This window comes from Candidatus Poribacteria bacterium (assembly GCA_026706025.1).
In the GTDB taxonomy this organism is placed as follows: Bacteria; Poribacteria; WGA-4E; order WGA-4E; family WGA-3G; genus WGA-3G.
Genome location: JAPOZO010000059.1, coordinates 1 through 24,963 on the forward strand (window position 1 = coordinate 1; position 24,963 = coordinate 24,963).

19 protein-coding genes are annotated in these 24,963 nt (G+C 47.8%); 6 read left to right on the forward strand and 13 right to left on the reverse strand.

Annotation, left to right across the window (positions count from 1 at the left end; translation table 11 throughout):
- The 10 genes from OXH00_13725 to OXH00_13770 form a co-directional block, all read right to left on the reverse strand.
- On the reverse strand, positions 1–1,234 hold a 1,234-nt coding region (locus OXH00_13725; GenBank protein ID MCY3742069.1), incomplete at its 3' end, for a hypothetical protein.
- 55 nt (positions 1,235–1,289) lie between these two features.
- Positions 1,290–2,168, reverse strand: a complete 879-nt coding sequence (ilvE, locus tag OXH00_13730; GenBank protein MCY3742070.1) for a branched-chain-amino-acid transaminase — start codon at positions 2,166–2,168, stop codon at positions 1,290–1,292.
- Positions 2,169–2,399: 231 nt separating this feature from the next.
- Positions 2,400–3,083, reverse strand: coding sequence for an ABC transporter ATP-binding protein (locus OXH00_13735; protein MCY3742071.1), 684 nt, complete (start codon positions 3,081–3,083; stop codon positions 2,400–2,402).
- Positions 3,084–3,100: 17 nt separating this feature from the next.
- Positions 3,101–4,561 (reverse strand): ABC transporter permease, encoded by a 1,461-nt coding sequence (locus tag OXH00_13740; GenBank protein MCY3742072.1) that lies wholly within the window; start codon positions 4,559–4,561, stop codon positions 3,101–3,103.
- A 141-nt stretch (positions 4,562–4,702) separates the two neighbouring features.
- Positions 4,703–5,317 (reverse strand): GNAT family N-acetyltransferase, encoded by a 615-nt coding sequence (locus OXH00_13745; GenBank protein MCY3742073.1) that lies wholly within the window; start codon positions 5,315–5,317, stop codon positions 4,703–4,705.
- On the reverse strand, positions 5,314–5,865 hold the full coding sequence (locus OXH00_13750) for a GNAT family N-acetyltransferase (protein ID MCY3742074.1): 552 nt from the start codon (positions 5,863–5,865) through the stop codon (positions 5,314–5,316). The genes OXH00_13745 and OXH00_13750 overlap by 4 nt, the downstream gene beginning before the upstream one ends.
- 1 nt (position 5,866) lies before the next feature.
- The gene (gene lysS, locus OXH00_13755; GenBank protein MCY3742075.1) at positions 5,867–7,339 is read right to left on the reverse strand and encodes a lysine--tRNA ligase; all 1,473 of its coding nucleotides are present in this window, start codon (positions 7,337–7,339) and stop codon (positions 5,867–5,869) included.
- 163 nt (positions 7,340–7,502) lie between these two features.
- A protein-coding gene (gene prfB / locus OXH00_13760) for a peptide chain release factor 2 (protein ID MCY3742076.1) occupies positions 7,503–8,607 on the reverse strand; the annotation gives its coding sequence in 2 pieces (ribosomal slippage) (positions 7,503–8,546 and positions 8,548–8,607; 1,104 coding nt in all).
- Between the two features lie 18 nt (positions 8,608–8,625).
- A complete protein-coding gene (gene lnt / locus OXH00_13765) occupies positions 8,626–10,332 on the reverse strand; it encodes an apolipoprotein N-acyltransferase (GenBank protein MCY3742077.1) in 1,707 nt (568 codons plus the stop codon).
- 97 nt (positions 10,333–10,429) lie between these two features.
- Entirely contained in the window at positions 10,430–12,622 is a 2,193-nt protein-coding gene (locus OXH00_13770) for a DUF5916 domain-containing protein (protein ID MCY3742078.1), read from the reverse strand.
- A gap of 277 nt (positions 12,623–12,899) precedes the next feature.
- Here OXH00_13770 and OXH00_13775 point away from each other — a divergent pair, with 277 nt between their 5' ends.
- Positions 12,900–13,847 (forward strand): D-2-hydroxyacid dehydrogenase, encoded by a 948-nt coding sequence (locus OXH00_13775; GenBank protein MCY3742079.1) that lies wholly within the window; start codon positions 12,900–12,902, stop codon positions 13,845–13,847.
- A gap of 127 nt (positions 13,848–13,974) precedes the next feature.
- Here the strand turns inward: OXH00_13775 and OXH00_13780 are convergent, their stop codons facing one another.
- Positions 13,975–15,117, reverse strand: a complete 1,143-nt coding sequence (locus tag OXH00_13780; protein MCY3742080.1) for a mandelate racemase/muconate lactonizing enzyme family protein — start codon at positions 15,115–15,117, stop codon at positions 13,975–13,977.
- 199 nt (positions 15,118–15,316) lie between these two features.
- Here OXH00_13780 and OXH00_13785 point away from each other — a divergent pair, with 199 nt between their 5' ends.
- From OXH00_13785 to OXH00_13800, 4 genes are all read left to right on the forward strand, one after another.
- Positions 15,317–17,206, forward strand: a complete 1,890-nt coding sequence (locus tag OXH00_13785; protein MCY3742081.1) for a hypothetical protein — start codon at positions 15,317–15,319, stop codon at positions 17,204–17,206.
- Between the two features lie 179 nt (positions 17,207–17,385).
- On the forward strand, positions 17,386–18,804 hold the full coding sequence (locus tag OXH00_13790; protein ID MCY3742082.1) for a hypothetical protein: 1,419 nt from the start codon (positions 17,386–17,388) through the stop codon (positions 18,802–18,804).
- Positions 18,805–18,921: 117 nt separating this feature from the next.
- Positions 18,922–19,959 carry a sodium:calcium antiporter gene (locus tag OXH00_13795; protein ID MCY3742083.1) on the forward strand — a complete coding sequence of 346 codons (1,038 nt, stop codon included), beginning with the start codon at positions 18,922–18,924 and terminating at the stop codon, positions 19,957–19,959.
- A 330-nt stretch (positions 19,960–20,289) separates the two neighbouring features.
- Positions 20,290–21,471 (forward strand): hypothetical protein, encoded by a 1,182-nt coding sequence (locus OXH00_13800; protein MCY3742084.1) that lies wholly within the window; start codon positions 20,290–20,292, stop codon positions 21,469–21,471.
- A gap of 118 nt (positions 21,472–21,589) precedes the next feature.
- Here OXH00_13800 and OXH00_13805 read toward each other — a convergent pair whose 3' ends face one another.
- Entirely contained in the window at positions 21,590–22,576 is a 987-nt protein-coding gene (locus OXH00_13805) for an aldo/keto reductase (protein MCY3742085.1), read from the reverse strand.
- Positions 22,577–22,786: 210 nt separating this feature from the next.
- Positions 22,787–23,773: an RluA family pseudouridine synthase gene (locus OXH00_13810; protein MCY3742086.1), complete on the reverse strand. Its 987-nt coding sequence runs from the start codon at positions 23,771–23,773 to the stop codon at positions 22,787–22,789.
- A gap of 255 nt (positions 23,774–24,028) precedes the next feature.
- On the opposite strand from OXH00_13810, the gene truA reads away from it, so the two are divergent.
- Positions 24,029–24,814, forward strand: coding sequence for a tRNA pseudouridine(38-40) synthase TruA (gene truA, locus OXH00_13815; GenBank protein ID MCY3742087.1), 786 nt, complete (start codon positions 24,029–24,031; stop codon positions 24,812–24,814).
- Positions 24,815–24,963: the final 149 nt, after the last annotated feature.

Here is a 24,963-nt window from a genome sequence, read left to right on the forward strand (position 1 = left end):
CAGTGATAATCACCTTACCGATAATTATGACATCACCTTCGTTGATTTTCAAGGTAATATCAACCACGCCATCTGCCTCATTGAAAAACGGTGTCGGTACAACTTCTGAGAGCAAGTAGCCTTTGTCGAGATATGCCTGCTGTAATTTGGAGATAGATTCATCGAAATTACCGCGGTTGAACACCTCGCCTTCAGCGGGGTCAAGCATCCCTCGTATCTTTTTTTCAGAAAAGAGGTTTTTAGCACCGGCTTGTACTTCAAGCGTATAGGTTCCGATGATAAATTCGGGACCTTCGTCAACAGTGATGTCAAGCATCATACCGGTTTTGTCTTCTGTGAAACGTTTTTCGTAGCCGAGTACTTTCACCTGTGCAAAGCCTCGGTCCTGATAGTAGTTGCGGAGGTTTAAGGACAGATCTTCTTCCTCAAACAAAATCTGGTCAAAAGGTTTCCCTGTGCGTGTTTTGATTTTCTTTCGTAGTGTATTCGCGGAAACGAGATGATTTCCGATAAAATTGATCTCCTCAATTCGGACTCTCGGTCCTTCATTTATCTCAAAGGTGACTTGAACAGTATTCGCCTCCGCCTCATCGTCATTACTGCTCTGATCAAGATGCGTCTGGATACCGACGAGATAATATCCTTTTTCATGGTACAGTTTTTGGAGTGCTCGCTCGCTCTCCCATCGGCGCCGGTCGCTGTAAATCTCATCAGAACGGAGGGTTATCTCGTTCTTTAACTTACCGGTGTCCAAATTCTCGTTTCCGATAAAGTTGATGCCAGAAATTTTAGGACTCTCAACGACCTTATATATGATTTCAAGCCCGCCCCCTTCAAAAGGTCGTGTATCTATTTGAACATCGGCAAAGAACCCTGTGTCTTTAAAAAGGCTTTTCAGGTCCTGCGTGAGAAACTCTGGTGAGACCTCATCTTCGACCTGTGTTTGAATGAGCGTACGCAGCATATCTTCAGAGACAGTCTCTACACCTTGAAAAGAAATTTTCCTGACAAGAAACATCGGGTCAACAACGGGTTTAGTGGTATCTGAGGTGTTTTCATCGTCAACCTCGGTAGTTGAGGCTGCCTCGGAATCATCACTGGTATCTATCTGTTTTTCTGCGGTTGGCACTTCAGGTCCAAACACTACGTCCGTCTGTTCTTCTGCGACAGCAGCGGTTACCGTAAGCCCGACGATTAGACTGATCAGAATCAGGATGTTTTTTATTGCATTCATAGTGAAATGTCCTCCTGTGTATCGCGGGTTTTCCCGCATCCTATAGGTGCGGTATCTACTCTGTGGTATAGATCGGAGTGCCGGAGCTATTCGCATACTGCCGGAATGCAGAGATCAGTCTCTGTGTTATCTTTCCGGGTTGTCCGTCCCCAACAGCGCGCTGGTCTATTTTCACAACGGGAATAACCTCGGCAGCGGTGCCGGTCAAAAAGCATTCATCAGCAATATAGAGGTCGTGTCGTGTGAAGACGCGCTCTTCGAGGCGTATCCCGGCTTCACGTGCGATGTCTATGACACTGTTGCGGGTAACGCCCTCCAAAATGCCCATATGTACTGGGGGCGTGACAAGCGTTCCGTTCTTTATCCAGAAGATGTTGTCCCCGCTGCATTCAACGACATAGCCTTCTGCGTTGAGCATCAAAACCTCTTCCGCTCCTGCCTGTTTTCCTTCAATCTTTGCTAAAATGTTATTTAGATAGTTCAAGGATTTAATGCGCGGATTAATGGCTTCCGCATAATTGCGTCGGACAGAGGCGGTTACGATCTCCAATCCATCTTCGTAGAATTTTTGTGGATATAAGGCGATTTTATCTGCAATAATTATTATACTTGGCTTCGGACATTTAGCTGGGTCCAGTCCGAGATCCCCGACACCGCGAGTTATAACCAATCGAATATAGGCTTCTCTGAGGTGATTTCGGCGGAGTGTCTCCAGAACGGTTTCCTTCATCGTTTCAATGGAGATCGGAATCTCTAACATAATGGACTTTGCAGAATCGTAAAGCCGTTCGAGGTGTTCGTCGAGTTTAAAGACCCGACCGTTATAGGAACGGATGCCTTCAAACACTCCATCTCCATAAAGCAAACCGTGGTCAAATACTGAGACTTTTGCCTCCGCTTTTGGTAAAAATTCTCCATCGATATAAATCAACATTTTTTAATTATGGCCTCCTGGTCTTAAGAAACACCCAAGCAATACGCAGAAATCCCCAAGCAAAAACACCCCTCCATTACATTTCGGGCAGGTTTCCGGTCATCCTCGGCTGATATTATAGCGTCAAGCAGTTTTAATAAGAAAGAAAAAACCGTTTAGATTCTTAATACGGTTGGGATTCACGGAAAATCAGCGCGAAGTGTAATGGCGCGGTATCCAGGATCCCTATAGTTAAGCAACCTTCCCGTCAACAAGTTGAACCACCCTATCCACTTTCTGAGCAAGTTCTTGATTGTGGGTTACGATAACAAAGGTTTGTCCAGATTTCGAGTTCAAATCCCATAGGAGTTCAAGTACGGCTTCGCTACTTCGCCGGTCAAGGTTCCCAGTTGGCTCATCAGCGAGCACCACTTTGGGTTTATTAATTAAGGCACGTGCGATAGCGACCCGCTGCCGCTCGCCCCCGGACAACTGGCTTGGGTAGTGCGAGAGCCTTTCTGAGAGTCCAACGTAGTCAAGCAGAGATGCTGCTTGCTCATAAACTGCTTTATCGTTTGGTGTTGTGATTAAAGCCCCCATTGCGACATTTTCAAGTGCTGTAAATTCCGGTAGCAGGTGATGAAATTGAAACACAAACCCGATTTCCTTGTTCCGAAACCGTGCGAGTTCGGTATCGTGCCAGGTAAAAATGTCCTGTTCATCGTATAAGACGCGCCCTGCAGTCGGGCGGTCGAGTGTTCCGATAATATGAAGCAGTGTGCTTTTCCCAACACCTGATGCCCCGACGACTGCAAGCAACTCTGACATATTTACTTCAAAATCAATACCTTGAAGTACTGGAAGTTCCACCTCGCCATCATAATAAGATTTGTGTAAATCTACAATACGGATGAGTGCTTCTGCAGTATTCGGCACAGACTTCCTCTTTTTGATTATTCATGTTGCAAAGCTTCAACCGGCTTCAGATTCGCCGCTTGCCACGCCGGATAGAGCGTTGCAAACCAGCAAATAATGAATGACAACACATTGATGAAAATAACAAATAGCCAATTTACCTTTATCGGCAGTTGATGCATCTGGTAGATTTGGCTAAGTCCAAGATCCACGAGCGAAATTGGTGTGACTGTACAATAGAGTGCGAAACCTATTCCGATCAACCATAAGACCCCGACTGCAAACTTCCATGCCCCCTTGTTTCGCAACACACGCTGTGAGGCTATGAAAACTTGTAAAAGAATTGGCACAGCAAGCACAAAGGCATACCAGTAAGCCGGTCTCGCGGTATTGGAACTGAGAAGCCAACAGAGCGAAAGTCCTAAAGCGGTGCCAAGCATTGTTCCGAGTATCCCAATAACGCTCCCCTGAATCATGAAGATTCGCATAATGTTGCCGCGTGAGGAGCCGAGTGTCCTGAGTGTTCCGACATCTTTTGTTTTTTCCATCACCGTCATGATGAGTGTGCTTGCGATATTAAAGGAGGCGACGATGATAATAAGAGCTTCAATGATGATAGTTGCTATTTTTTCTAATCGCAGTGCCGAGAAGAGCGGTGCTTGCCTCTCCATCCATGTGATTGCGTTGGGCATCCCCTCTAAGACAGTAAATCCAGCAACATCTTCGATGCGCGTCGCCATCCGGGGTGCCAATTCAGCATCGGCCAATCGGACGAAAATGGTATTCGCTCGGTTCTCTGCATCATACAATTTTTGGGCAGAATTGATGTGAATAAGCCCAAGATTGTTATCGTAAAACTCCATTTCGGATTCATAAAACCCGATGACAACAAAGTTCGCCAAGTCGGGGACAAGCATTGCCTCATTTACTGGATGCCGTTGCAGCGTAACGAGTAACCGCAGGACATCGCCTTTGATAATGCCGAGCCGGGCTGCCAAACGCCCCCCAAGAATGATGCCGCCGGTAATCGTTTCGCCTCTGATAAACCGAGCTTTTTCAATACGCTCCGAGTTTAGGAAGTCCGTTGAGCCATCAACATACGTTGAGAAACCAGTGACCTTGTCTTCCTGCGCTGGGTCAATGCCTTTGATGATAATTACATCTTGAATAGTATCCGTACGTTCTCGGAAAACGCCTGTTTGTGTCCAAATAGCAGGGGAGGCGGCGACCACATCATCAAGTCCCTCAATCCTTTCAATGCGTTTTTGATAGTCTGTGAAAAAACTCTGATCAATTAGACTCAAGACGACGTGTGCCTCGTTTGATAGAAACCTGTCCTTGAGTCCATGCTCAACACCATCTAATACAGCAATGACGAGGATTACTGTTGCGACACCAAGTGCGACCCCACCGATTGAAATAATACTAATAATAGAGATAAACGACTGTTTTCGCCGAGAACGCAAATAGCGTGAGGCGACAAACCATTCAAATTTCATGTTTTTAACTATGGGTCCCTGGGCATCGTTCCACGATGGTTTCTGATTAATTCCGACCTGGTTCGGGATACGTACGGCTTTATAGTAAAATTTGAAAATAAATGAACACTTGCAAGAAGATAACCCCCTAAATCCCCCTTATCAGGGGGACTTTAAGGCGGAATGCGTAAGTCCTATTGATTCTCTTTTCTTGTCAGACGAGATAGGTGTTAGTGAATCATAGTCCGTTTTTAGCATCCCGTATCCCCTTGAATCCTCAAAGTTATTCCATTTCTTTGTATGTTGTCGGCGGCACCCTTCATAGCGCATTCCGACTTTTTCCAGCACCCGTCCAGAGGCAGGATTTCGCGTGAAGTAATAAGCATAGATCCGATTCAACTTCAATACTTCAAAACTGTAAGCAACAACAGCGCGTGCTGCTTCAGTCGCATACCCATGACTCCAGTAAGGTTTCCCTATCCAATAACCGAGCTCAGCTCTCTCGTTTTCTTGCTCGAGTTCAAGTCCTATAGTCCCGATTAAGTGTCTGTCTGTTCTCAGCGTAATTGCGAAATTTATTGCTTCGTCTCTTTTGTACGCGTCAGCACAGGCGCGAATCCATTCTTCCGCCATACCCTCTTCATAAGGGTGTGGAATGCGGTAGACCATTAAAGCGATATCACGTTCACCTGCGAGGTGTTGTACATCTTGCGCGTCCTCAAGTGTGAATGAGCGAAGTAATAATCTTTCCGTAAGAAGGGGCGGCGCGGTTCTCATTTTTCTGTGAACTCATCTTTTAGAATTTCGTACCGGATTGTGTCCTCAAAATAGTGTCTTTTCGGATCTTTCGGAATATACTCAACATAATGCATTCCGATCTTTTGCATCACTCGTCCAGAAGCGGGATTTCGTTTAAAGTAGTTAGCGTAAATATATTCAATGTCGTGTTCGCGAAACCCATAAGCGAGGACTGCTTTTGCTGCCTCAGTGCAGTACCCACAGTTCCAATAGGATTTCCCTATCCAATAGCCAAGTTCTGCATCCTTGTAAGGTAAGTGAATCCGAAAGTTTAAACTAATTTTGCCAATCAAAGTGCCATCTGTCTTAAGTGTGACAGCAAAATTAGTGCGTCCGCCGTCTTCAAAGCATTCGTGGCACCACTGGACCCACTCCTCCGCCATACCTTCTTCATACGGATGTTCTATCTCATCAGTGGTCGATGCCATATCTGGGTCATCAATAAGGCGTTGTACATCGGCGGCATCTTCAAGCGTAAATGAACGGAGTATCAACCGTTCTGTGTGAAGTGTCGGCGCGGTTTTCATCTTAATTTTCCGGGCGCATCTGTGGAAACAGGATTACGTCCCGGATGGAGTACTGGTTCGTTAGCAGCATCGTCAAGCGGTCAATACCGATACCGAGTCCACCTGTTGGCGGCATCCCGTATTCCAAGGCGCGTAGATAATCTTCGTCTACCATGAATGCTTCATCATCGCCAGCCTCTAAACTGCTTGCCTGCTCCAGAAAACGTTGGCGTTGGTCAATCGGATCATTGAGTTCACTAAAAGCGTTTCCGACCTCCATGCCACAGATAAAGAATTCAAAACGTTCAACGAACTCTGGGTTGTCAGGCTTCTTCTTGGCGAAGGGTGAAACCTCAATCGGATGATCCGTTATAAATGTCGGCTGAATAAGTTTTGATTCCGCAAATTTATCAAAGAGTTCAGCGATAATTTGCCCCTTCGTCTCATCACCTGCTAAGTCAACGCCAGCGTCAACCGCTGCCTTGTACAACTGATCCGCTGACAATGGCAGCGGATCTATACCGCTGTGTTCTCTAACGGCATTGACCATGCTCATCCGCCGCCAAGGAGGCGTGAGATCGAGTTCATACTCCTGATAAGGGATTATCGTTGTCCCATGAATAGTTTTTGCGGTATCAGCGATGAGGGTTTCCGTGAGTTCCATTATCTGGATATAGTCAGCATAGGCCTGATAGAGTTCAAGCATTGTAAATTCAGGGTTATGGTCTCTATCCATGCCTTCGTTTCGGAAGTCGCGTGAGAATTCATAAACCCGTTCAAATCCACCGACGATCAGGCGTTTGAGGTAGAGTTCATTTGCGATTCGCAGATAAAGCGACTGTTCCAAAGTGTTGTGATATGTTGTGAACGGTCGAGCGTTTGCGCCGCCATAAATTGGTTGAAGGACGGGTGTCTCAACTTCAATAAAATCTTGAGCGTTGAGCATATCGCGAATCGCTTGAACAATTTGTGTTCTTTTAAGAAAAACGTCCTTGACCTCAGGATTCATGATGAGGTCGGCGTATCGTTGTCTATAGCGTGTCTGTTTATCTTGTAACCCGTGCCATTTTTCCGGGAGCGGTCGAATAGATTTGGAGAGGAGTTCTATGGAATCAACGAGAACAGTCAATTCACCGGTTCGTGTTCGGAAAACTGTTCCTGCAGCCCCGACAATATCACCGCTATCAAAGCGTCGATAGATTTTATAGGGTTCGGCACCGACTTTGTCGCGCCGGACGTAAATCTGAATTTTACCTTCGCCATCTTGTAGATGCGCGAAGCTGCTTTTGCCGTGATCGCGTTTGGTCATGATTCTACCTGCGACGCGAACGGTATGCGTTTGGTCGGGCGCCTCTTGGATTTCGGCAAAATCTCGGTGAATTGCGGATGTCGTATGTGTAGGTTCGTATTTGTGCGGATACGGTTCTACACCAAATCGGCGTATTTCGTCCAACTTGTCACGACGTTGCTGAATTAAATCCTTTGTCTCTTCCACGAATTGCTCCTCCTTTTCAAGGTCCTATTTTATTTTTTAATAATTATACTTTAGTTTTCTTCATAAAGCAACCCAAAATCAGGGGAATAGTTATCAGTTGTCAGTTATCAGTTGCCAGAGTATGAGTGATAGGTTTCCGTCAGCCGTCAGTAATTGGTTGGTTTTATTTTTCTTGTGCCTTCATCTTAAGATAACTCTCAATGAACACGTCCAACGCGCCATCCAACACAGCACTAACGTTCCCAGTTTCAACATTCGTCCGTACATCCTTGACGCGTTGGTAAGGGTGCATCACATACGACCGGATTTGACTACCGAAATCGATGTCCAAACGTTCACTCCGCTGTCTCGATAGTTCTGCTTCCCGTTCAGCCCGATATTTTTCATGAAGGCGTGAGCGGAGGAGTTTCATCGCGATTTCTCGGTTCTTGTGCTGCGAACGCTCGTTCTGACACTGAACAATAATCCCTGTCGGTTTATGTGTAATACGAATTGCTGAGTCTGTGACATTGACATGTTGTCCACCAGCCCCGCTGGCTCGATAGGTATCTATGCGTAGGTCTTCTGCTTGAATGTCTACTTCCACAGTATCGTCGATTTCAGGGGTAACGTCAACGGCGGCAAAAGAGGTATGCCGTCGCTTGTTAAAATCGTAAGGAGACAGACGGACGAGCCTATGCACCCCCGTTTCAGCTTGGAGGTACCCGTAAGCGGAAGGTCCTGTAACAAGAATCGTCGTTCCTTTGATACCGGCTTCATCTCCGACAGTGATGTCAACAATCTGCGTTTGATAGCCGCGTGTGTCGCACCAACGGAGGTACATGCGCATCAACATCCCTGCCCAATCTTGTGCGTCAACGCCCCCTGCGCCAGAATGGATACTGAGAATAGCGTTATTCTCATCAAATTCACCATTCAACATTAACTGGAGTTCCATCTGTTCAAGACGACTGGCGACACTCTCCAACCCATCTCCAACTTCCGTCTGTAAACTTTCATCGTTCTCTTCAATTGCGAGTTCAATGAGCGTCTGGATGTCTTGAATCTTGAGATTCAGTTCCTCGTATTTACTAATTTCATCTCGGAGGACTGCGATACGTTGATTGATTTTTTGAACGCGTTGTGTATTGCTCCAAAAGTCTGGAGCGATAGTTATCTCCTCAAGTTCTGCTAATTCTTTTCGTTTTGCAGATAGGTCAAAGATAACCTCTGAGTTCTAAGAGACGCGTCTGCATTTCTTCAGCCTGGTTTTTTAAATCTATAAGCATATATTACCTCATGAGTAGTTAAGAATGTTTACGCCATCGGCGTATTACGGGGCGACTGCCGAACCAGCCGACACAGATGAGTGTGCAAAGGATCGGAAACCAATCGCCGTAGCGGGTATAAAGTGTCTGCTCACGTTCCGTAGATGAAAGCAGCGGTACGGGTGCGATAAGGACTTCTTGCGTGGCGTTCGGTGCAACCAGAGGCATCCTGATCCTACCGAACTTGTCCACAATGCCCGAGAATCCGCCATTTGCGCAACGGAAGACCGCTATCCGGTTCTCAATCGCGCGGAAAGGTGCCATCGACAGATGCAGTTCGGGGAAAGCGGTACCCTTGAACCAAGCATCGTTGGTGAAGATTCCCATCACTCTGGCACCTTTTTGGACAGGTCTACGAAATTCGTCTGGAAACACCGATTCAAAGCAGATTGAAGCGCCGATCTCTATTTTCTCGGTGTCTGCCTTATCTTTAACGACAAACACTTTTGCGTCCCGAAACAGACCGTCTGTCCGTTTGACTGTTTCCGTTCTATCTTTAACGATAAACACGGGTAAAAGGTTTACTGTTTTTCCATGAGCAAAGGGTTCAAACTGAATAAAATCGGGGATAAAATCGGGGAGAAGGTTTTTCAGTGGTACGTACTCGCCAAACGGCACGAGGTGCATCTTCGCATAGTCTCCCTGTATTTTTCCATCTGAGGCTATCGAAAGGACGCGGTTATATATCGGTTCACTTCTTTTGTCAATGTCTTTGGAAAATTTGCCGATTGCTGCGTCTGTTTTTCCTCTGTTCGCTGTACCAACGATTATAGGCATAGATATTTCACGGAGCATTCGGGAAAACCTGCCGTAGGATCTCGGCCATTCACCAGTCAACGCTCGGCTTCGAATTGATGTTTCGGGCCATACAATTAAGTCGGGTGCAGCCCTGCTCGCTTTATATGTCAAGTTGATGTAACTCTGCAAAATCGCTGGGAATTGATTCACATCCCACTTCCGTAACTGCGAGATATTACCGGGGATGAGTGCGACGTTTAAGGTTTCGGTGTCTGCCGATACTGTGCTATTTGTCTCACGGTCTAAAGGTTCAGCGTCTTGAAGTTGGAAGGCCCCATAACCAAAGCAGAGAAACATCAGAACCACCGGTAGGACTACGGCACGAATTTCTTGTCGCCACTGCTGGCGGTTGCAAAGAAGGGTAGCGATGCCAGCATTAAAAAACACTATAACAAAACTAATGCCGTGTACACCGACAATAGAGGCAGCCTGTATGCTGAACAGGTTGTTCCATTGTGAGTAGCCAATACTCCCCCACGGGAATCCTGTTATCAGCCAACTTCGGACCCATTCCAATGCTGTCCAGATGCACGCAGCGGCAAGAGGGAATAGTATACCTGAACGCACCGGTACAAACTTCATGAGGGCAGCGAAAACAGCAAAATAGAGGCCCGTATAGCCGACGAGGAGCAGATAACCAGCGATCGTAGCGAAGATGTTTGCGTATGGATAGAGCAGGGCAATAGCAAGGAGCAAACCTGCGAAGAACAGGAAGCCCGTTAAGTAGCCGACCCAGAAAGCGGATTTCCAGTTGGTTGTCTGCGCGAGTGCAATGAAAAACGGCACCATCGCGATCCAAGCGAACGGATAGAGGTTTACATTCGGGAAACTAAGAAACAGCAGGAGTGCTGAAAGTATCGCAAGTAGCCAATGTTGATGGCGTTTCAAAAGGTTTTCCGTGGGAATATCCTCCATTTCTTTATATCAAGTCACTTTAATTTTACACCACGGCATTGGCATCTGTCAAGGAACTGATGACTGACAACTAAAAAAGATCGGTTTTCAATAGGTGGGCGATTTTGATAAATACTATCCGCTCGGTGTCTCCTTCTACATCTCGGTTGTCGTTATAGACAATAAAGAAATTGCTTTCGGGACGATACTCATACGCGAAAAGAGCGAAGACTCTACGTTCTCTCTCTAACGTGAATTCTGCACTCGCCCGGGCATACATCCGCTGCGCAAATTGATAGTTCACAATGAAACGGCGGGTCCATTCCGAAAGATGCCACTGCGTCGCCTCTGGCTCTCTTTCGTGGAGTCTTTGTAGAATAAACTCAAAACTAAGTTTGGCGGTCGGACGAATCGTGATTTCTGGGCGGATAAAGAAAGTGTCTTTATTATCGCGGATGCCAAAGCTACCAGTATTTCGGATCTGGACATATTTGGGTGGAAACCATCCGGCGAAGAATCGAACTGTTCTGTCTGTGAAGGGTTGATTGTCATCGTTAACGTGATAGTACCACTCTGGTCCAAGGAGAACGAAAAAATTACTCACACCGAGGAGTCCACTAAAACGTGCCCTGTGGTTTGTGAGTTCACCTGCATGGTTCGCAAGCCGTTCGTATTCAGCCTCACCACGGAGCCTTTCGAGTGCACCTTTGTATTGCTTGTTATAGCGACTCCTAATAACAAGACCGCGTCTGTCTACGCGCGGCACGAAACCCGTTTCGGGATTAAAGTGTTCCCCAATGTCTGCATAAACCGCATCTAACGAGAATACATTTGTCCGACGCGCGAGTTGGAGAAAAATTAGATCGTCCACAGTACGCTCTGCCATTTTGAGACCGCCTGCTTTCCATTCCGTTGCGTATTCGAGATTGAGATTCAGGTCTGCTGGCAGTTGGACGCGCGCATCTACGCCACCGGCGCGGTCATAAGTGCTGCCGCGTTGTTTATTCACGCCTAAAAATCCAACAGATGACGTTTTCCCGATCTCTCGTTGCAATCGCAAAACAGAGTAGTTGTAGTTAGCAAGCGGTAACTCGCCTTCTTTTATCTCTTTATCTGGGTTCTCTGGGCCCGCGACGGCACCCATAAAGGCGAGGTTGTACTTACTGAACTTTCCGATGATCTTCCCGCCACCGATTAAATCTTCAACCCGTCGGCTATAGAACAGATCCATCGGCATTTGAAAAAGTTCGTTTCCTTCAAGGAAAAACGGACGCTTCTCAGGAAAACGGAGCGGGATGTCGCTGAGATTCACAAGGTCGGGGTCCGCCTCGATTTGTGCGAAATCTGGGTTTAACGTCAGATCGATTGTGAAATCTTTGATCGGATACCGGAGATCAAGTCCCGCGTCGGGTTTCAGAGCGGTTGTCGTTTCGCCATCTCTTGATTGCAGTATTTGTGGCTTTAGTGTGCCATACGGTTTGAATTTCACCGGTCGTTTGGTAACCAAGTCTGCGATTTGAAGGTTCGTTAGATGCCCGAATTTTGAGACAGCGTACTGTCGCTCTCCCAAATCCGCCCATGTCTGTTCCTCGGCAGGCGCTTCATCATTTCGCCAAAAGTTAATGCCCCAAGTTGCAGTTTCGCTGGCTTTTGAGAATCGGAGTTCCGCAAATGGAATAGCGAATTCGGCTGTCCATCTGTCTGTCCCTTTTGCTGCCTGACCTTGCCAATCGCAATCCCATGAGATGGCGGTGCCAATCATCGACGAACCGGTCCGCCTATTCGCGCCTTCGTTAATCAAGCGTCGATCAGTTTGTGTGCCAAGCGCGTTTAAAGCGAACGCATAGCAATTCCTACCGTCAAGAAAAGTATCGATTAAAACTTCAACATGGTCATCAGAGAAGAAGAAGGAATCTCGGCGCGTCTGATTTGCTGCGAGGTTGTGCATATCGGTCTTGAAACATTCAAACGCCACATAGAGTTTATTCGCGTCGTAAGCGAGGTAGATAGTCGTTGGCTGAGTCGCTGGCTCGCCGCGCTGTGGTTCAAATTGAATGAGTCCACCGGTTTTCGCGCTATTTTGCCAGCATGCGTCATCTAATTTTCCATCAATTTTCGGTGGGGTTTCCGTGCGGATCGCTTTAATCTCTCGGTGTGTAGAAGTTTCAGCGGGTTCGTGATCTGTGTCTGCAGGAAAAACTTTACCCGCCAACACATAGATCGTGAAATAAGTGAGCAACGTAAAAAGATATAAGTTTCCAAGCCGTGCTTTAATTGTTCGCATCGGTTTATGTATGCAGAGCCTCCTATTGCCTTTTGTAGAGTCTGCTTGCGATTTTAGCGTAGATTTGTTTTTCTGTCAATAGAAAAGGAAGGGCAACGGAAGTATTTAGTTGTTAGTTGCCAGTAGTTAGCAATCAGTTATTAAGTCGGTAGGTGCGGTTTGCTACTAATAATTGAATATCTTTGGCATAGAATATTGACAGTCTCCGCGATATGTGATAAACTTCGGCTTATGTGAACGACTATCACAGTAATTTTTACAGCGAAGGAGACTATCAATGGCTAAAATCAAGGTGCTGATTGCGAGTGGGATCAGCCAAGAAGTTGCGGATATGCTGCAAGATGCCCCACCGGAGATGGAAATAAATTTTTTGCCGGAAGGTGAATCTCTCAGCGATCACCTTTCAGATGTCGAAATTCTTTACGGAACGGTGCCAGAGGCGGCACTTCCTTCTGCGAAATCCCTTCAGTGGGTGATGCAACCTTTCGTAGGTGTGGAAGGCTCAATGTATCCTGCCTTTAAGGAAAGTCCTATCACTTTGGTGAACAGTAGAAGATTGTACGGACCGCAACTTGCTGAACACGCGTTCGCGCTGCTGCTTGCACTGACACGAGGCATCAACACGCAACTCGATTTGATGCGAGAGAAGGAATGGAAGTGGCTGCCGTGCGTCGAAGTATCAGGAATGACGATGGGGGTGCTCGGACTCGGCGGTATCGGTAGGGCAGTCGCCCAACGCGCTAAAGCGTTTGATTTCAACGTGATTGCCGTTGATCCAGAACCGATGGAAAAGCCGGAGACCGTAGATGAATTGGGACAGTTGGACTGGCTGCCGGAGTTTTTGTCCCGCTGCGATGTCTTAACGGTCTGCTGCCCAATCACACCAGAGACTCACAAGTTGTTATCCCATCCAGAATTCGATGCCTTGCCAGAGGGATGTTACTTCATCAATGTCAGTCGCGGTAAGGTGGTTGACGAAGAGGCATTGATTGCCGCGCTGGAAAGCGGAAGAGTAGCGGGTGCGGGATTGGATGTTACTTACACGGAGCCGTGTCCACCCGATAATCCGCTATGGACGCTCCCGAATGTGATCTTAACGTCCCATACTGCGGGTGCCTCACAGAATATCGCGAAACGCGCCATGGAGATGTTTATTGAGAATATGCACAAATATGTGAACGGTGAACCTTTGACCAACGTCGTAGACAAGGAAAAAGGGTATTAATAGTTATCAGTTGTCGGTTTTCAGTTGTCAGTAGGCGCGGTTTCCTAACCTCGCCAGTGGAGTAGGAAAAGGTAATGCGATCGTAGGTCCCCCGGCGCGGTTACAAACCGAACCTGATTACCGAATATCAAGTGTCTATTTCAAGAGCCTCCAACGCTTCAGTATCAATGGTAACGCCGATGCCGGGGGTATCGTCAAGGATGAATGCCCCGTCTTGGACTGCCGGTTTTCGCGTGGTGATCTGCCCCTTCATCTCATACGCGCCGGGGGAATGCTCCATGATGAGGAAGTTAGGTATTGTTGCGGAAAATTGGATTGTTGCGGCAATTGATAAGATACCACCGCCACCGATGTGGGGTGTTACAGGAATGTTATAGGTATCGGCAAGGCTAGCAATGCGTTTGCCTTCTGTAAGTCCTGTGCGTGCAATATCGGGCATGGTGATGTCGCAGGCGCGGCGTTCAAATACTTCCCGCAATTCAAAACGGGTGCGCGTCCACTCCCCGATAGCGACTGACATATCCAATGCTTGTGCCAATGCTGCTTGTCCGGGGATATCCTCCGGTACTGTGGGCGACTCTAACCACATCACGTCCAGTTTTTCAAGTCCGCGTCCGAGCAGTACCGCATCTGGGATGCTGTATTGGGTATGGACATCTACCATCAACTTGATTTGTGGTCCCACCCGTTCACGCACGGCGGCGACGATCTCCAATATTTCTGCCCGGTCCTGGGTTGCGTGAATTTTCAAACCACTGTACCCTTGTGAAACATATTCCGCCGCCTGCGCTGCAGCCGATTCAGGCGCGCTTCCGCCGATCCCAGCATACAAAGGAATCCGGTCCCGATATCTGCCGCCAAGCACTTTGTGGACCGGTTTCCGTGTCGCTTGCCCGATGATGTCCCATAACGCAATATCACAGCCAGCGAGTGCATCAATAAAAAAACCTGTGTAGTGTCCACGCTCGCGCATCGCTGTGAACATGCGTTGCCAAAGATATTCCACGTCAAACGGGTCTTTCCCCATCAATATCGGACGACACAAATCTTCGACGATTGTTTTCGATGTCCGCGGCGAGACCGGACTTTGCCCTTCGCCGTAGCCGACGATGCCATCTGATGTGGTGATTTTTACGACCATTGTTTCGTGGTGACGTGCGTAGATACAACGCCACCCTTCGTCAGGCAAGTAATAATTGTCGGTCTGTTGTTCTGATGACTTCCCGGTTTGGAATCGGAGCGCGAAGGCTTCAATTTGTGTGATTTCCATGATCAAGTGTCCTTTCCGACCTCAGCATTCAGAATAGATTTTCTTGAACTTTTAGATAAATAAACGTAAAATATAAAGAGATGGTTCACTTTTCTGCGACAACACACCAAGACCTTTTATCGACTGCCCAGTCCCTCAAATCCGCATTATGTCTCTATCACATTCGCCTATGGATCCGCCAAATCATGAAAAGATTACCGTGCGTACCATCCTCATATCGTTGCTGCTCTTGCCGTTCATCTACAAGTGGCATATTGAATGTGAAGCCCTGCGATATACCTTCCCAACGTTGATGGCACCGTTCTATAGTGTTGTATTCACACTGCTGGTCATCGCGGTGTTTAATACCGGTCTAAAAAAATACGCAGCGAAGCACGCGCTGACAGGTGGTGAACTGATTAGTCTCTATGTGCTAATGTCAATCACATTGCTATTCATGTCCTACGACATGTTCCTTCCGCTCGTCTCAATTATCGTTCACGCCTTCTATTTCGGCACGCCTGAAAACGAGTGGCGCGAACTCTTCTGGAGTTATCTACCAGACTGGTTGACGATCAATGATCCGAGCGTGCTTCGGGCGTTCTATCTCGGCGACGAGCCGTTTTTTGAGACCTATTATGTGATGAAGTGGTTGATCCCGACGTTCTGGTGGTGTGCATTCACTTTTGCGCTGATTTTCGTGATGCAGTGTATCAATGTGATTATCCGAAAACAGTGGACAGAACAAGAACGCCTCGTGTACCCGATTGTCGAGCTGCCGTATCAACTTGCCTACAACACAAACCGATTTCTTCGGAGTCGGGCGATGTGGTGCGGATTCAGCATCGCGGCTATCATCAGTCTTGTGAATGGCGTTAACATCTTTTTTCCATCAATCCCGGCTTTTCCGAATAAGCACATCCCGCTCAACGCGCTATTTACGGAAAGACCGTGGACGGCTCTTCTTCGCGGTGGGGACGCGATCATTGTCTATCCTTTCGCCGTTGGACTCGGTTTCCTGATGCCGCTTGAGCTGCTCACATCGTGTCTGCTTTTCTTTTTTCTTTATAAAATACAATATTTCGTTGCGATCCTAACCGGATTGGAGAACATCCCCGGCTTTCCGTATCCGTACGAGCAAAATATCGGCGCGTACATCGGTATTTGCGCAGTTGCATTGTGGGGTACACGCCGACAAGTTTGGCGAGCATTCCGCACAGCGTTTGTGCGAAAGCAAATAGCAGACGAAAGCGAGCCGATGCGGTATCGAACCGCATTTTTGGGGATTGTTTTCGGTGGGATGTTCATCATCGGATTCGCGATGCGCGGTGGCATGGCGATGTGGGTGGCGTTGCTGTTTTTTGCTGCACATTTTGCGACGATTGCGATCCCGTTGACGCGTATCCGTGCACAAATCGGTTTTCCTATCCATTCAACGACCTTTATTGGACCCCACCATAGCCTCGTTAGCATACTTGGCACACGGCGGATCGGTGCACGCAACCTGACATGGTTTTCGCTCTTTTTCTGGTTCAACAGAGACAATCGGAGCCACCCGATGCCGCACCAACTTGAGGCGTTTAAGCTCGCCGAGCGCGGCAACCTTGATGTGAAAGGTCTGTCTCGTCTAATGCTCATACTAACAATCATCGCGATGCCGTTGTGTATCTTTATGTTGGTAGATACGTTTTTTGAGCTCGGTGTTAATTCTGGCAAGGTAGGTGGTCAGATTAATAGCTTCGGTGGACGTGCGTATCGTTTCCTTGAAGGTTGGCTCACTTCGCCACAAGATGCGAACCGAGGGCACATCGCCGCGATAGGGATCGGTTTCTCTGTTACAATCCTACTGTCAGCGGTACGGAGCCGACTTTTTTGGTGGCCGATCCATCCGCTCGGCTATGGTGTATCTTTTCATCTCCATCTCTTTTGGGCGGCGTTTATTATTAGTGCCGTTGCCAAATGGAGTGTGCTAAAATACGGAGGACTCGGTCTCTACCGGAAGACAGTGCCGCTCTTTCTCGGATTGGCACTCGGCGATTTTGTCATGGGGAGTTTCTGGAATATCTTGAGTATCATCCTTGATAGACCGACGTATACGTTTTATTATTAATAGTTTTCAGTTATCAGTTGTCAGTTGTCAGTCTTCGGAGATCCCTCCTACAGGGAACTAAATGTAGATCAATTCTTCACTATTTCCGCTGAACGTGTTATGATTTCACTCATCGTGGAAACACGCAGCCAAGAAAGATTTTAAGGTTTACCACCATACGCCTCACCAGGAGGAAAACTATGAAACGATTTGCTTGCTTCGTCCTCATTGCTCTGTTCATATTTTCACCCGCCTTCGCAGCGGACGACAAACTCGCCTCTGGTGCTACCAATCTCTATCACTTCGCCAACCTCTTGGGTCTTGAGGTACCACTTGAGCAGGTCGAAAACATCGTCGTGGAAAGAGCTCAGGGACCTTACGTCGTCAAGTTTGTCATCATTGACGCTGCAAGTAGAATCGGGATTGAATTGCAGGAACGCGACCTCAACTATGAGCAGTTACAGGCACTTGAAACACCCGTTATCGCTTGTCTCAAAACCGCATTTGATGACGAAGACCCTTCGGAAGTGGATGCTATTGCTGTAGACGATTTTGTTGTCGTTGAATCCGCAACTGAAGAATCAGTGCGTGTGTTTGACATGCCCGGTAAATCTTCACAGGCGACACCCATTGCTCGCGACCGCTTTTTGAAGTACTGGACGGGACAAGTACTAACGTTAAGACCACCCCTCTCCGCAGAATCGACACAACTGCTTGAAGATATCATAAGTGGAACAACTGCCTATAACGCACAATTTAAAAGCGGCGAGGTCGAATTCTCAATTACGCTGGATGAACGGATTCGACAAGAAAAGAAGAATTTCTTTGAACGTTTTTTCGGATCAGAAGAGAAGGAGGCGGTCGAGTATGAAGAGCAGGGGTATTGGTACATCACCTACCGATTTGATGGCGATCGCCACTTTTACGATGTCAAGATACGCAAAAAGATGGAATTGAATGGAAAATCCCTGGAGAACTGGCACGGAATGCACTTTCAATATCGGATAGACGGTAGAACGCAGTATTTCAGGGAGAAGCCCGATACTGAATGGCAACAACAATTCCCGCATAAGGCGGGACCGCCTTGGGGGGAAGACATACCATCAGACGCTTTCGAGGCAGCGTTTAACCCTCGCTGGTGGAGCTGGCCACCGTGGGGATTTAAACTCACAGACTTAATTCGCGTCTTTAAACCTATCAGTGTTCAACAAGTTAACGTTGAAGGGACACCACATTACTTCCTGACGCTGCAACGCACGGATTTCGACTCAATGCGTACCGATGAAATTTGGCTGGATCCACAAAAAGCGTACCGACCGACCCGAATTTTAGCACACCGTAAATCCCTTACCTCCGTGTTCATAGAGGGGCGTGATGGCAAAGTCAGACCCCTACCGCGTGAAAAAGTGCATGCCCTTACCTCTTATACACACCAGTTCGCACAATTTAAACCCGATATCTGGTTTCCGAAAACTGTCACTATGGAACAATCGTCTGTCGTAGGTGATGAAGATAAACAACCTCCACGGGTATACCGCAAGACAACCATGCAAGTGCATCGCGCTGTTTTTAACATCCCAATTTCAGAAAAAGACCTGGGCATAACCTCAGACAGATAGCACTACAAAACGAATCGCTGGATAAATGTATTTGAAACATATTTGACTTTACCAAGGGTATATGTTAATCTATTCTTTGGAAACCAATATTCTATATTTTAGCGAAAGGTGAAGTTAATGGAACAATGGATTGAACATCTTATTATTGGGTTACCCAGTCTGGCACTTTTTTTGATAATTGCGGTGACGCTTTACACGCTCGGTAAAGGCGCGGATTGGCTTGTTGATGAAGCCGTAGCCTTGTCAACACGGTGGGGCTTAGGCAAAGCGGTCATCGGTGCGACAATTGTGAGCGTCGGCACAACGACACCAGAGGCAGCTGTCTCTGTCCTCTCGGCACTACAAGGCAAACCGGGGCTTGCACTCGGTAACGCCGTCGGCTCAATTATTTGTGATACGGGACTTATCATCGGCTTGGCATCTCTAATAGCACCGTTACCGCTTAACCGTCAGTTGGCATCACGATTGTCAAATGTGCAAGTAGGTGCTGGCATCCTTCTTGTGGCGGCCTGCTTTCCGTGGGCATCTCCGGCGAAAGTCTTTACGCAAGGTGGCGTTTTGGCACAATTCGTAGGTGTCGTCTTTGTTGTACTGCTGGCATTGTATATTTGGCAGTCCATCCGATGGGCAGGTTCAACACCATCAGATGCTGAAAGCACAGAAGAAGGAAATGGAGAAGCAGGAGGTGCATTCGGAACACTGATTAAACTTATCGGGTCAATCGCTATCATTGTGGTCTCGGCACAAATCCTGATTCCAGCCGTGAGTATCATGGCGGAACGGATTGGCGTGCCGAAACATATTATTTCGGCGACGCTCGTTGCATTTGGCACATCGCTCCCGGAACTGGTGACAGCGATAACAGCAGTCAGACGTGGACACGGTGAGTTGGCAGTCGGAAATATTATCGGTGCAGATATCCTGAATGTGCTCTTTGTTGCCGGTGTCTCGGCTGCTGCGACGCAAGGTGGACTACAGGCAGATGGGCAGTTCTTCCAGTTCTTATTCCCAGCGATGCTGTTTATTCTGATCGTCTTCCGGTGCGGTATCTTCGTGTCGGGTGACCAGTTGAAACGCCCGTTTGGCATCGTGTTAGTCGCTACATGGCTGTTGGTGACGATCCTGAGCTACGTCCTTTCAATTGAGATGCATTAATTAAATAGTTATCGGTTGTCAGTTGTCAGTTATCAGTTACAAGAGGGTTGGGATAATCATAGGGTCTCCTCTTTCTGAAAACTGAAAGGTTTTTCGTATGAAGAATAAGAATTTAATCGGGTAATTTTTCCCGATGCCCGGTGCGGTTAGGAGGGAAACACCCAAGCAAAAACACCGCACCTACCGGGCCTGGGAAAACGCAGAATTACCCAAATATTTTATTAAACTTCATTAGAAAAACCGAACCGATAACTGATAACTAAAGTATGTGATAGTATAATTCCAAGTTTTGAAAAGTATTCAATAAGTTCCTTCAAAGGAGGTACGATAATGAGTAACGATCAATCACCTGAGAAAGAAGTCTATCGCGCCCCGGCGTTTGCGGATTTCAAACAGGAACTTTCGGCACCCGGAGCTACACCTGAAAGATTGGAACACTTGAGAGAACACGGCTTCGTCATCATCAACGATTTTGTTGACAATCCGTGGATTCCGATCCTCCGAGAGGCGGGCCGTCGCGTTACGCAAGCGTGCGCGCCAGAAAACGGCTACGATGTCATCGACTGCTCAAAGGGATACGTTCACCGCGCAGGTGAGAATGAACCTTGGGCAATCCGAGGCATCCTCCATCCTGCTTTTAAAGAACCCGATTTCGCTCAATTTTACGGATCACCCGATTTCACCGGCTTCGTCAACGCATGGTGCGGCGTGGAGCCTGAAGACCTTGTGATGACGAATATACTTCTCTGGTGCAACCCCCGTAAAAAAGAGAATAGGCTCGGATGGCACCGAGACGTGACATGGTGGGGTACTGGAAAAAGTTACTTCTCACAAGAAGATGACCGAGGAGACGGAACTGAGGCTTATTCCGAAGAGGTTGAGCGGATCCGCTGGAAAGAGATTCAAGAAGACAACGAGAAACGCATCACCGAACGGAACGGCGTCGGTATGTTTTTGGCACTTGCAGATGATGAATGCCATGAACTCGTTGTCGGGAGCCACAGCCGCTGGCGAACTCCGCTTGAGCATGACGTGCTGCTCCCAAAATCCATGAAGGATCAAGGTGTACCCTACACACCGAGTTGGAACGGCACGGATTCACTCCCCGGACAGGTCGCGATTCGGCTTAAGGCAGGCCAAGCCCTCATCCGTAACGGCGCGACGATCCATACGGGGCATACCGTGCCTGAGCGTGAACGCAACACGCTGTCAATTGGTTGGTCGAAGTGGGGCGGTCCCTCTGAGGAGGAGCCAAAGGTTGTCGATGCACGATTCGCGTGGCAGCTCGACCCCGCTGTTCGTGAGGCACTTCCGCATGAATGGATGAAGACCGCCTGGGATCGCTGGGCAGCAAACCACAAGCTCGGCGATAGACTTGAAGATCGCTATGCTGGCTTTGACATCCAACGTATCAAGGCGGGTGAAGTCGTCGGGTGGCGAACGGAATTGGAACGTCAAGCTGCCGCTGCAGGCGACGAGTGGGAACGCTATCAAACTGTGTCGGAATCGTAGAGGCACAAAATGTGAAGGCGGATCTTCGGATCCGCCTTTTTTGTTTTTTGAGCCAACCACCGCCCCCCTCCGTAGAAGCGATGCTCACCGACTGCTAACCGCCGATGACTGATAGCCATTAAGCCGGTGGTGCGATGAGACGGACAAATGAACGGGAAACCTCATCCAGTTCATCCCGTACCGCTGCATCGAGTTCCCAACCGACACCGCCGAGTGTATCGTCGAGTTGTTCAATCGTATCGCTGCCACTGATTGCGACTGTGACTTCCGGATGCGACAACACCCACGCGACAGCGAGTTGGGCAGGCGTTTTGCCCAACTCCGCTGCGAGCCGCTTAAGCGTCAATATCACCTGACCAGTTGCGCCGCTCATTCGTTGCAAAAATTCATCACGGAGGCGTGTTCCCCATAAAGTGCCTTCGGGAGGCGGTTCATCTGGAGAATAGACCCCGCTTAACAGACCAACGGCTAATGGACTATAAGCCATAACCCCTAACCCTTCCTCACGCACCAAGCCGAACAATTCGGTTTCCATATCCCGATTTAAGAGGTTATACATGTTCTGAATACACATATAGGGCGTTGCGTTAATCCTATCAGCAATCCAGAGTGCCTTACACGCCTGCCATGCTTGATGATTACAGCAACCGATATAGCGTACCTTACCCGAACGTACCAGATCGTCCATTGCGCGAACGGTTTCTTCTTGCGGTGTCGTTTCATCGGGCGCGTGGATAAGATAGACATCAATATGATCGGTGTTCAGACGCGTTAGGGAACGTTCTACCTCCCGCATGATATGGTAGCGCGACAAACCGGCATCATTTGGACCTGGACCGATCTGACTGAAGACCTTTGAGGTAATCACAACGTCATCTCGTTTACCCTGAATTGCTTTACCGAGAACCTCCTCGGAGCGACCGATATTGGCGCGATCGTCCATAAGTCCATAGATATTGGCGCAATCAATAAGGTTGATACCAGAATCGATGGCGTGTTCAATGAGTCTTTGGGCATCATCTGCATCACCTTGTCCTCTGAGTCCTAAGCCTAACGCCAACGGACTCACTTTAACCCCTGCTTTTCCAAAATTAACATATTCCATAGACAGAGTTCCTTAATCTCCTGTTAGTTGACTATACTATTCAAACGTGTTTACAAATTACCGAATTGTTCATTTTCATTCAATATGATTTCAGACAGATGCCGCCCCTACGGGGCTTGAAAATTTAGGGAAACCGCTGATTCTACACAGATGCCGCCCCTACGGGGCTGCTGAACTTTTTCCGAATCTCTATTCAACTCAACCGATACGTTAAGTTGAAACCATATTAATTTGATACATCCGTAAGGCATTTACGACCCGCTGCATATCTTTTGGCATCGGTGCTGAAAAAGTCAAGTTTTCGCTTGTAGCCGGATGTTCAAAGCCGAGCAGTCGGGCATGTAATGCCTGACGCTTGAGCTGCGCAAGTGTCTGTTTCAACGCCGCTGTATCGGCATCGTTTCGCGCGCGTTGTTCACCGCCATAAACAGCGTCTCCAGCGACTGGGTGTCCGATGTGTTGAAGATGGACGCGAATCTGATGGAGTCGTCCGGTTTCGAGCGTAAGTTGAACAAGTGCGAACTTGGGATACCTTTCCAAAACTTCATAGTGCGTAACGGCATGCCGTCCACCGGTTTCAACGACTGTCATTCGCCGTCGATCTCGCCGACTTCTTGCAATTCGGGCATCAATCGTCCCAGTGGTTTTCGCCGGTATGCCACACACGACAGCAACATATTGCTTTGTAATGCTATGTTGCTCAAATTGTACGGATAGACCTCGATGCACAACATCTGTTTTCGCAACAACGAGGATCCCAGACGTGTCCTTGTCCAATCTGTGAACAATCCCCGGTCGTTCTATACCACCGATGCCGGATAGATCGGTGCAGTGCGCCAGCAGTGCATTGACAAGCGTCCCGACGTTCACGCCGTTCGCGGGATGAACGAGCATTCCAGCAGGTTTGTTTAGAACGATTAAGTGGCTATCCTCGTGAAGAATGTCAAGCGGAATGCTCTCAGGTGCTACGGTGTCTAAAGGGCGAGGTGGTGGTAGTGTTAAACATACGCGGTCGCCATCTCGGAGCAAATAACTCGGTTGTTTCGCTACTTTATCATTGACGGTAACATCGCCATCGCGAATCAGCCGCTGCAGATAGGTTCGAGACATCGCTTCAGTTGCGTGGAGCAAAAACCGATCCAAACGGGTGCCGCTATGCTCCTTTTTGATGTGGTAGACCGTCGTTTCATACTTCATCCAAGTTATTATATATCTTAGTCTTGCATTTGTCAATTGCTTGATTAGTTTTCAGTTGTCAGTACTCAGTTATCAGTTAAGACGCAGTTGTAAATCTCATTAGCAAGGCGGAAAGCTGATAACCAGTCCTCTGACAACTGAAAGGCGATGCAGTCGCCATACTGATAACTGAAAACTGAATTGATTTGACACTTAATATGGAATGTGATACGCTTTATGTATGAGGCTTTCAGATGCCGACGACAGGGTGATACAATGCGAAATATCAAACTCGTGCTTGAATATGACGGCACGAACTACAACGGTTGGCAGACACAGCCAAATGTACCAACAGTCCAAGCCACAATCGAAAACGCCTTGACGAAACTAACGAAAACTCCGATCCAGATCACAGGAGCCGGGAGGACAGATAGCGGTGTCCACGCGGAAGGACAGGTAGCGAATTTTCGGACGGCTGCGCAGATGCCACTCATCGCTTTTCAGAAAGGACTCAACGCCACACTACCACGGGATATTATTGTCTGCTCTGCATCAGAGGTGCCCGCCGATTTTCATGCACGTTTCAGTGCGACAAGTCGGCGATATCGGTATACGATTTTGAATAGAGAATACCCGAGTGCGCTTTCACGACAGACAAGTTATTTTTTCCCCGAAGAAATCAACGTGTCAAAAATAAGTGACCTTTGCCAAACTCTGATTGGAAAATCGGACTTCTCCTCTTTTCAAAAGACAGGAAGTGATCGTATCAATCCTGTCTGTGAGATTTACGAGACACACTGGTGGCAGAAAGAACCATACATCCATTTTGAAATCGAAGCCGATTCGTTTCTGCGTGGTATGGTCCGCGCGATCGTCGGCACCGTGCTAACTTTTAATCGCAAATTTTTGCTTGCAAGCGGCGCGAAAAATATGAAATATGAGGATGCTAAAACCGAGCTTTTCCGCATTTTAGGAGCCAAAGATAGGTCTGCAGCAGGGATGTCAGTCCCAGCACACGGATTGTCGCTCATTAGTGTCAAATATAAGCCTCACCACTTTTAAGGTGAATAGGTATCGTCTATCGACAATCAGTCAAAAGGAACTTTAGCAAATCAGGAGTATTGAGTACCCCCCAATGGGCATTATTGGTTACAAAACCCCTCTTAACTCTCACTGCAAGGCAAACTGAAGACCGACAACTACTCAAAAGG

Coding starts and splice junctions, on each gene's coding strand:
- ilvE (MCY3742070.1), bottom strand. CDS start 2,168: ATGTTGATTTATATCGATGGAGAATTTTTACCAAAAGCGGAGGCAAAA.
- OXH00_13740 (MCY3742072.1), bottom strand. CDS start 4,561: ATGAAATTTGAATGGTTTGTCGCCTCACGCTATTTGCGTTCTCGGCGA.
- OXH00_13745 (MCY3742073.1), bottom strand. CDS start 5,317: ATGAGAACCGCGCCGCCCCTTCTTACGGAAAGATTATTACTTCGCTCA.
- OXH00_13750 (MCY3742074.1), bottom strand. CDS start 5,865: ATGAAAACCGCGCCGACACTTCACACAGAACGGTTGATACTCCGTTCA.
- OXH00_13770 (MCY3742078.1), bottom strand. CDS start 12,622: ATGCGAACAATTAAAGCACGGCTTGGAAACTTATATCTTTTTACGTTG.
- OXH00_13775 (MCY3742079.1), top strand. CDS start 12,900: ATGGCTAAAATCAAGGTGCTGATTGCGAGTGGGATCAGCCAAGAAGTT.
- OXH00_13780 (MCY3742080.1), bottom strand. CDS start 15,117: ATGGAAATCACACAAATTGAAGCCTTCGCGCTCCGATTCCAAACCGGG.
- OXH00_13790 (MCY3742082.1), top strand. CDS start 17,386: ATGAAACGATTTGCTTGCTTCGTCCTCATTGCTCTGTTCATATTTTCA.
- OXH00_13795 (MCY3742083.1), top strand. CDS start 18,922: ATGGAACAATGGATTGAACATCTTATTATTGGGTTACCCAGTCTGGCA.
- OXH00_13800 (MCY3742084.1), top strand. CDS start 20,290: ATGAGTAACGATCAATCACCTGAGAAAGAAGTCTATCGCGCCCCGGCG.
- OXH00_13805 (MCY3742085.1), bottom strand. CDS start 22,576: ATGGAATATGTTAATTTTGGAAAAGCAGGGGTTAAAGTGAGTCCGTTG.
- OXH00_13810 (MCY3742086.1), bottom strand. CDS start 23,773: ATGAAGTATGAAACGACGGTCTACCACATCAAAAAGGAGCATAGCGGC.
- truA (MCY3742087.1), top strand. CDS start 24,029: ATGCGAAATATCAAACTCGTGCTTGAATATGACGGCACGAACTACAAC.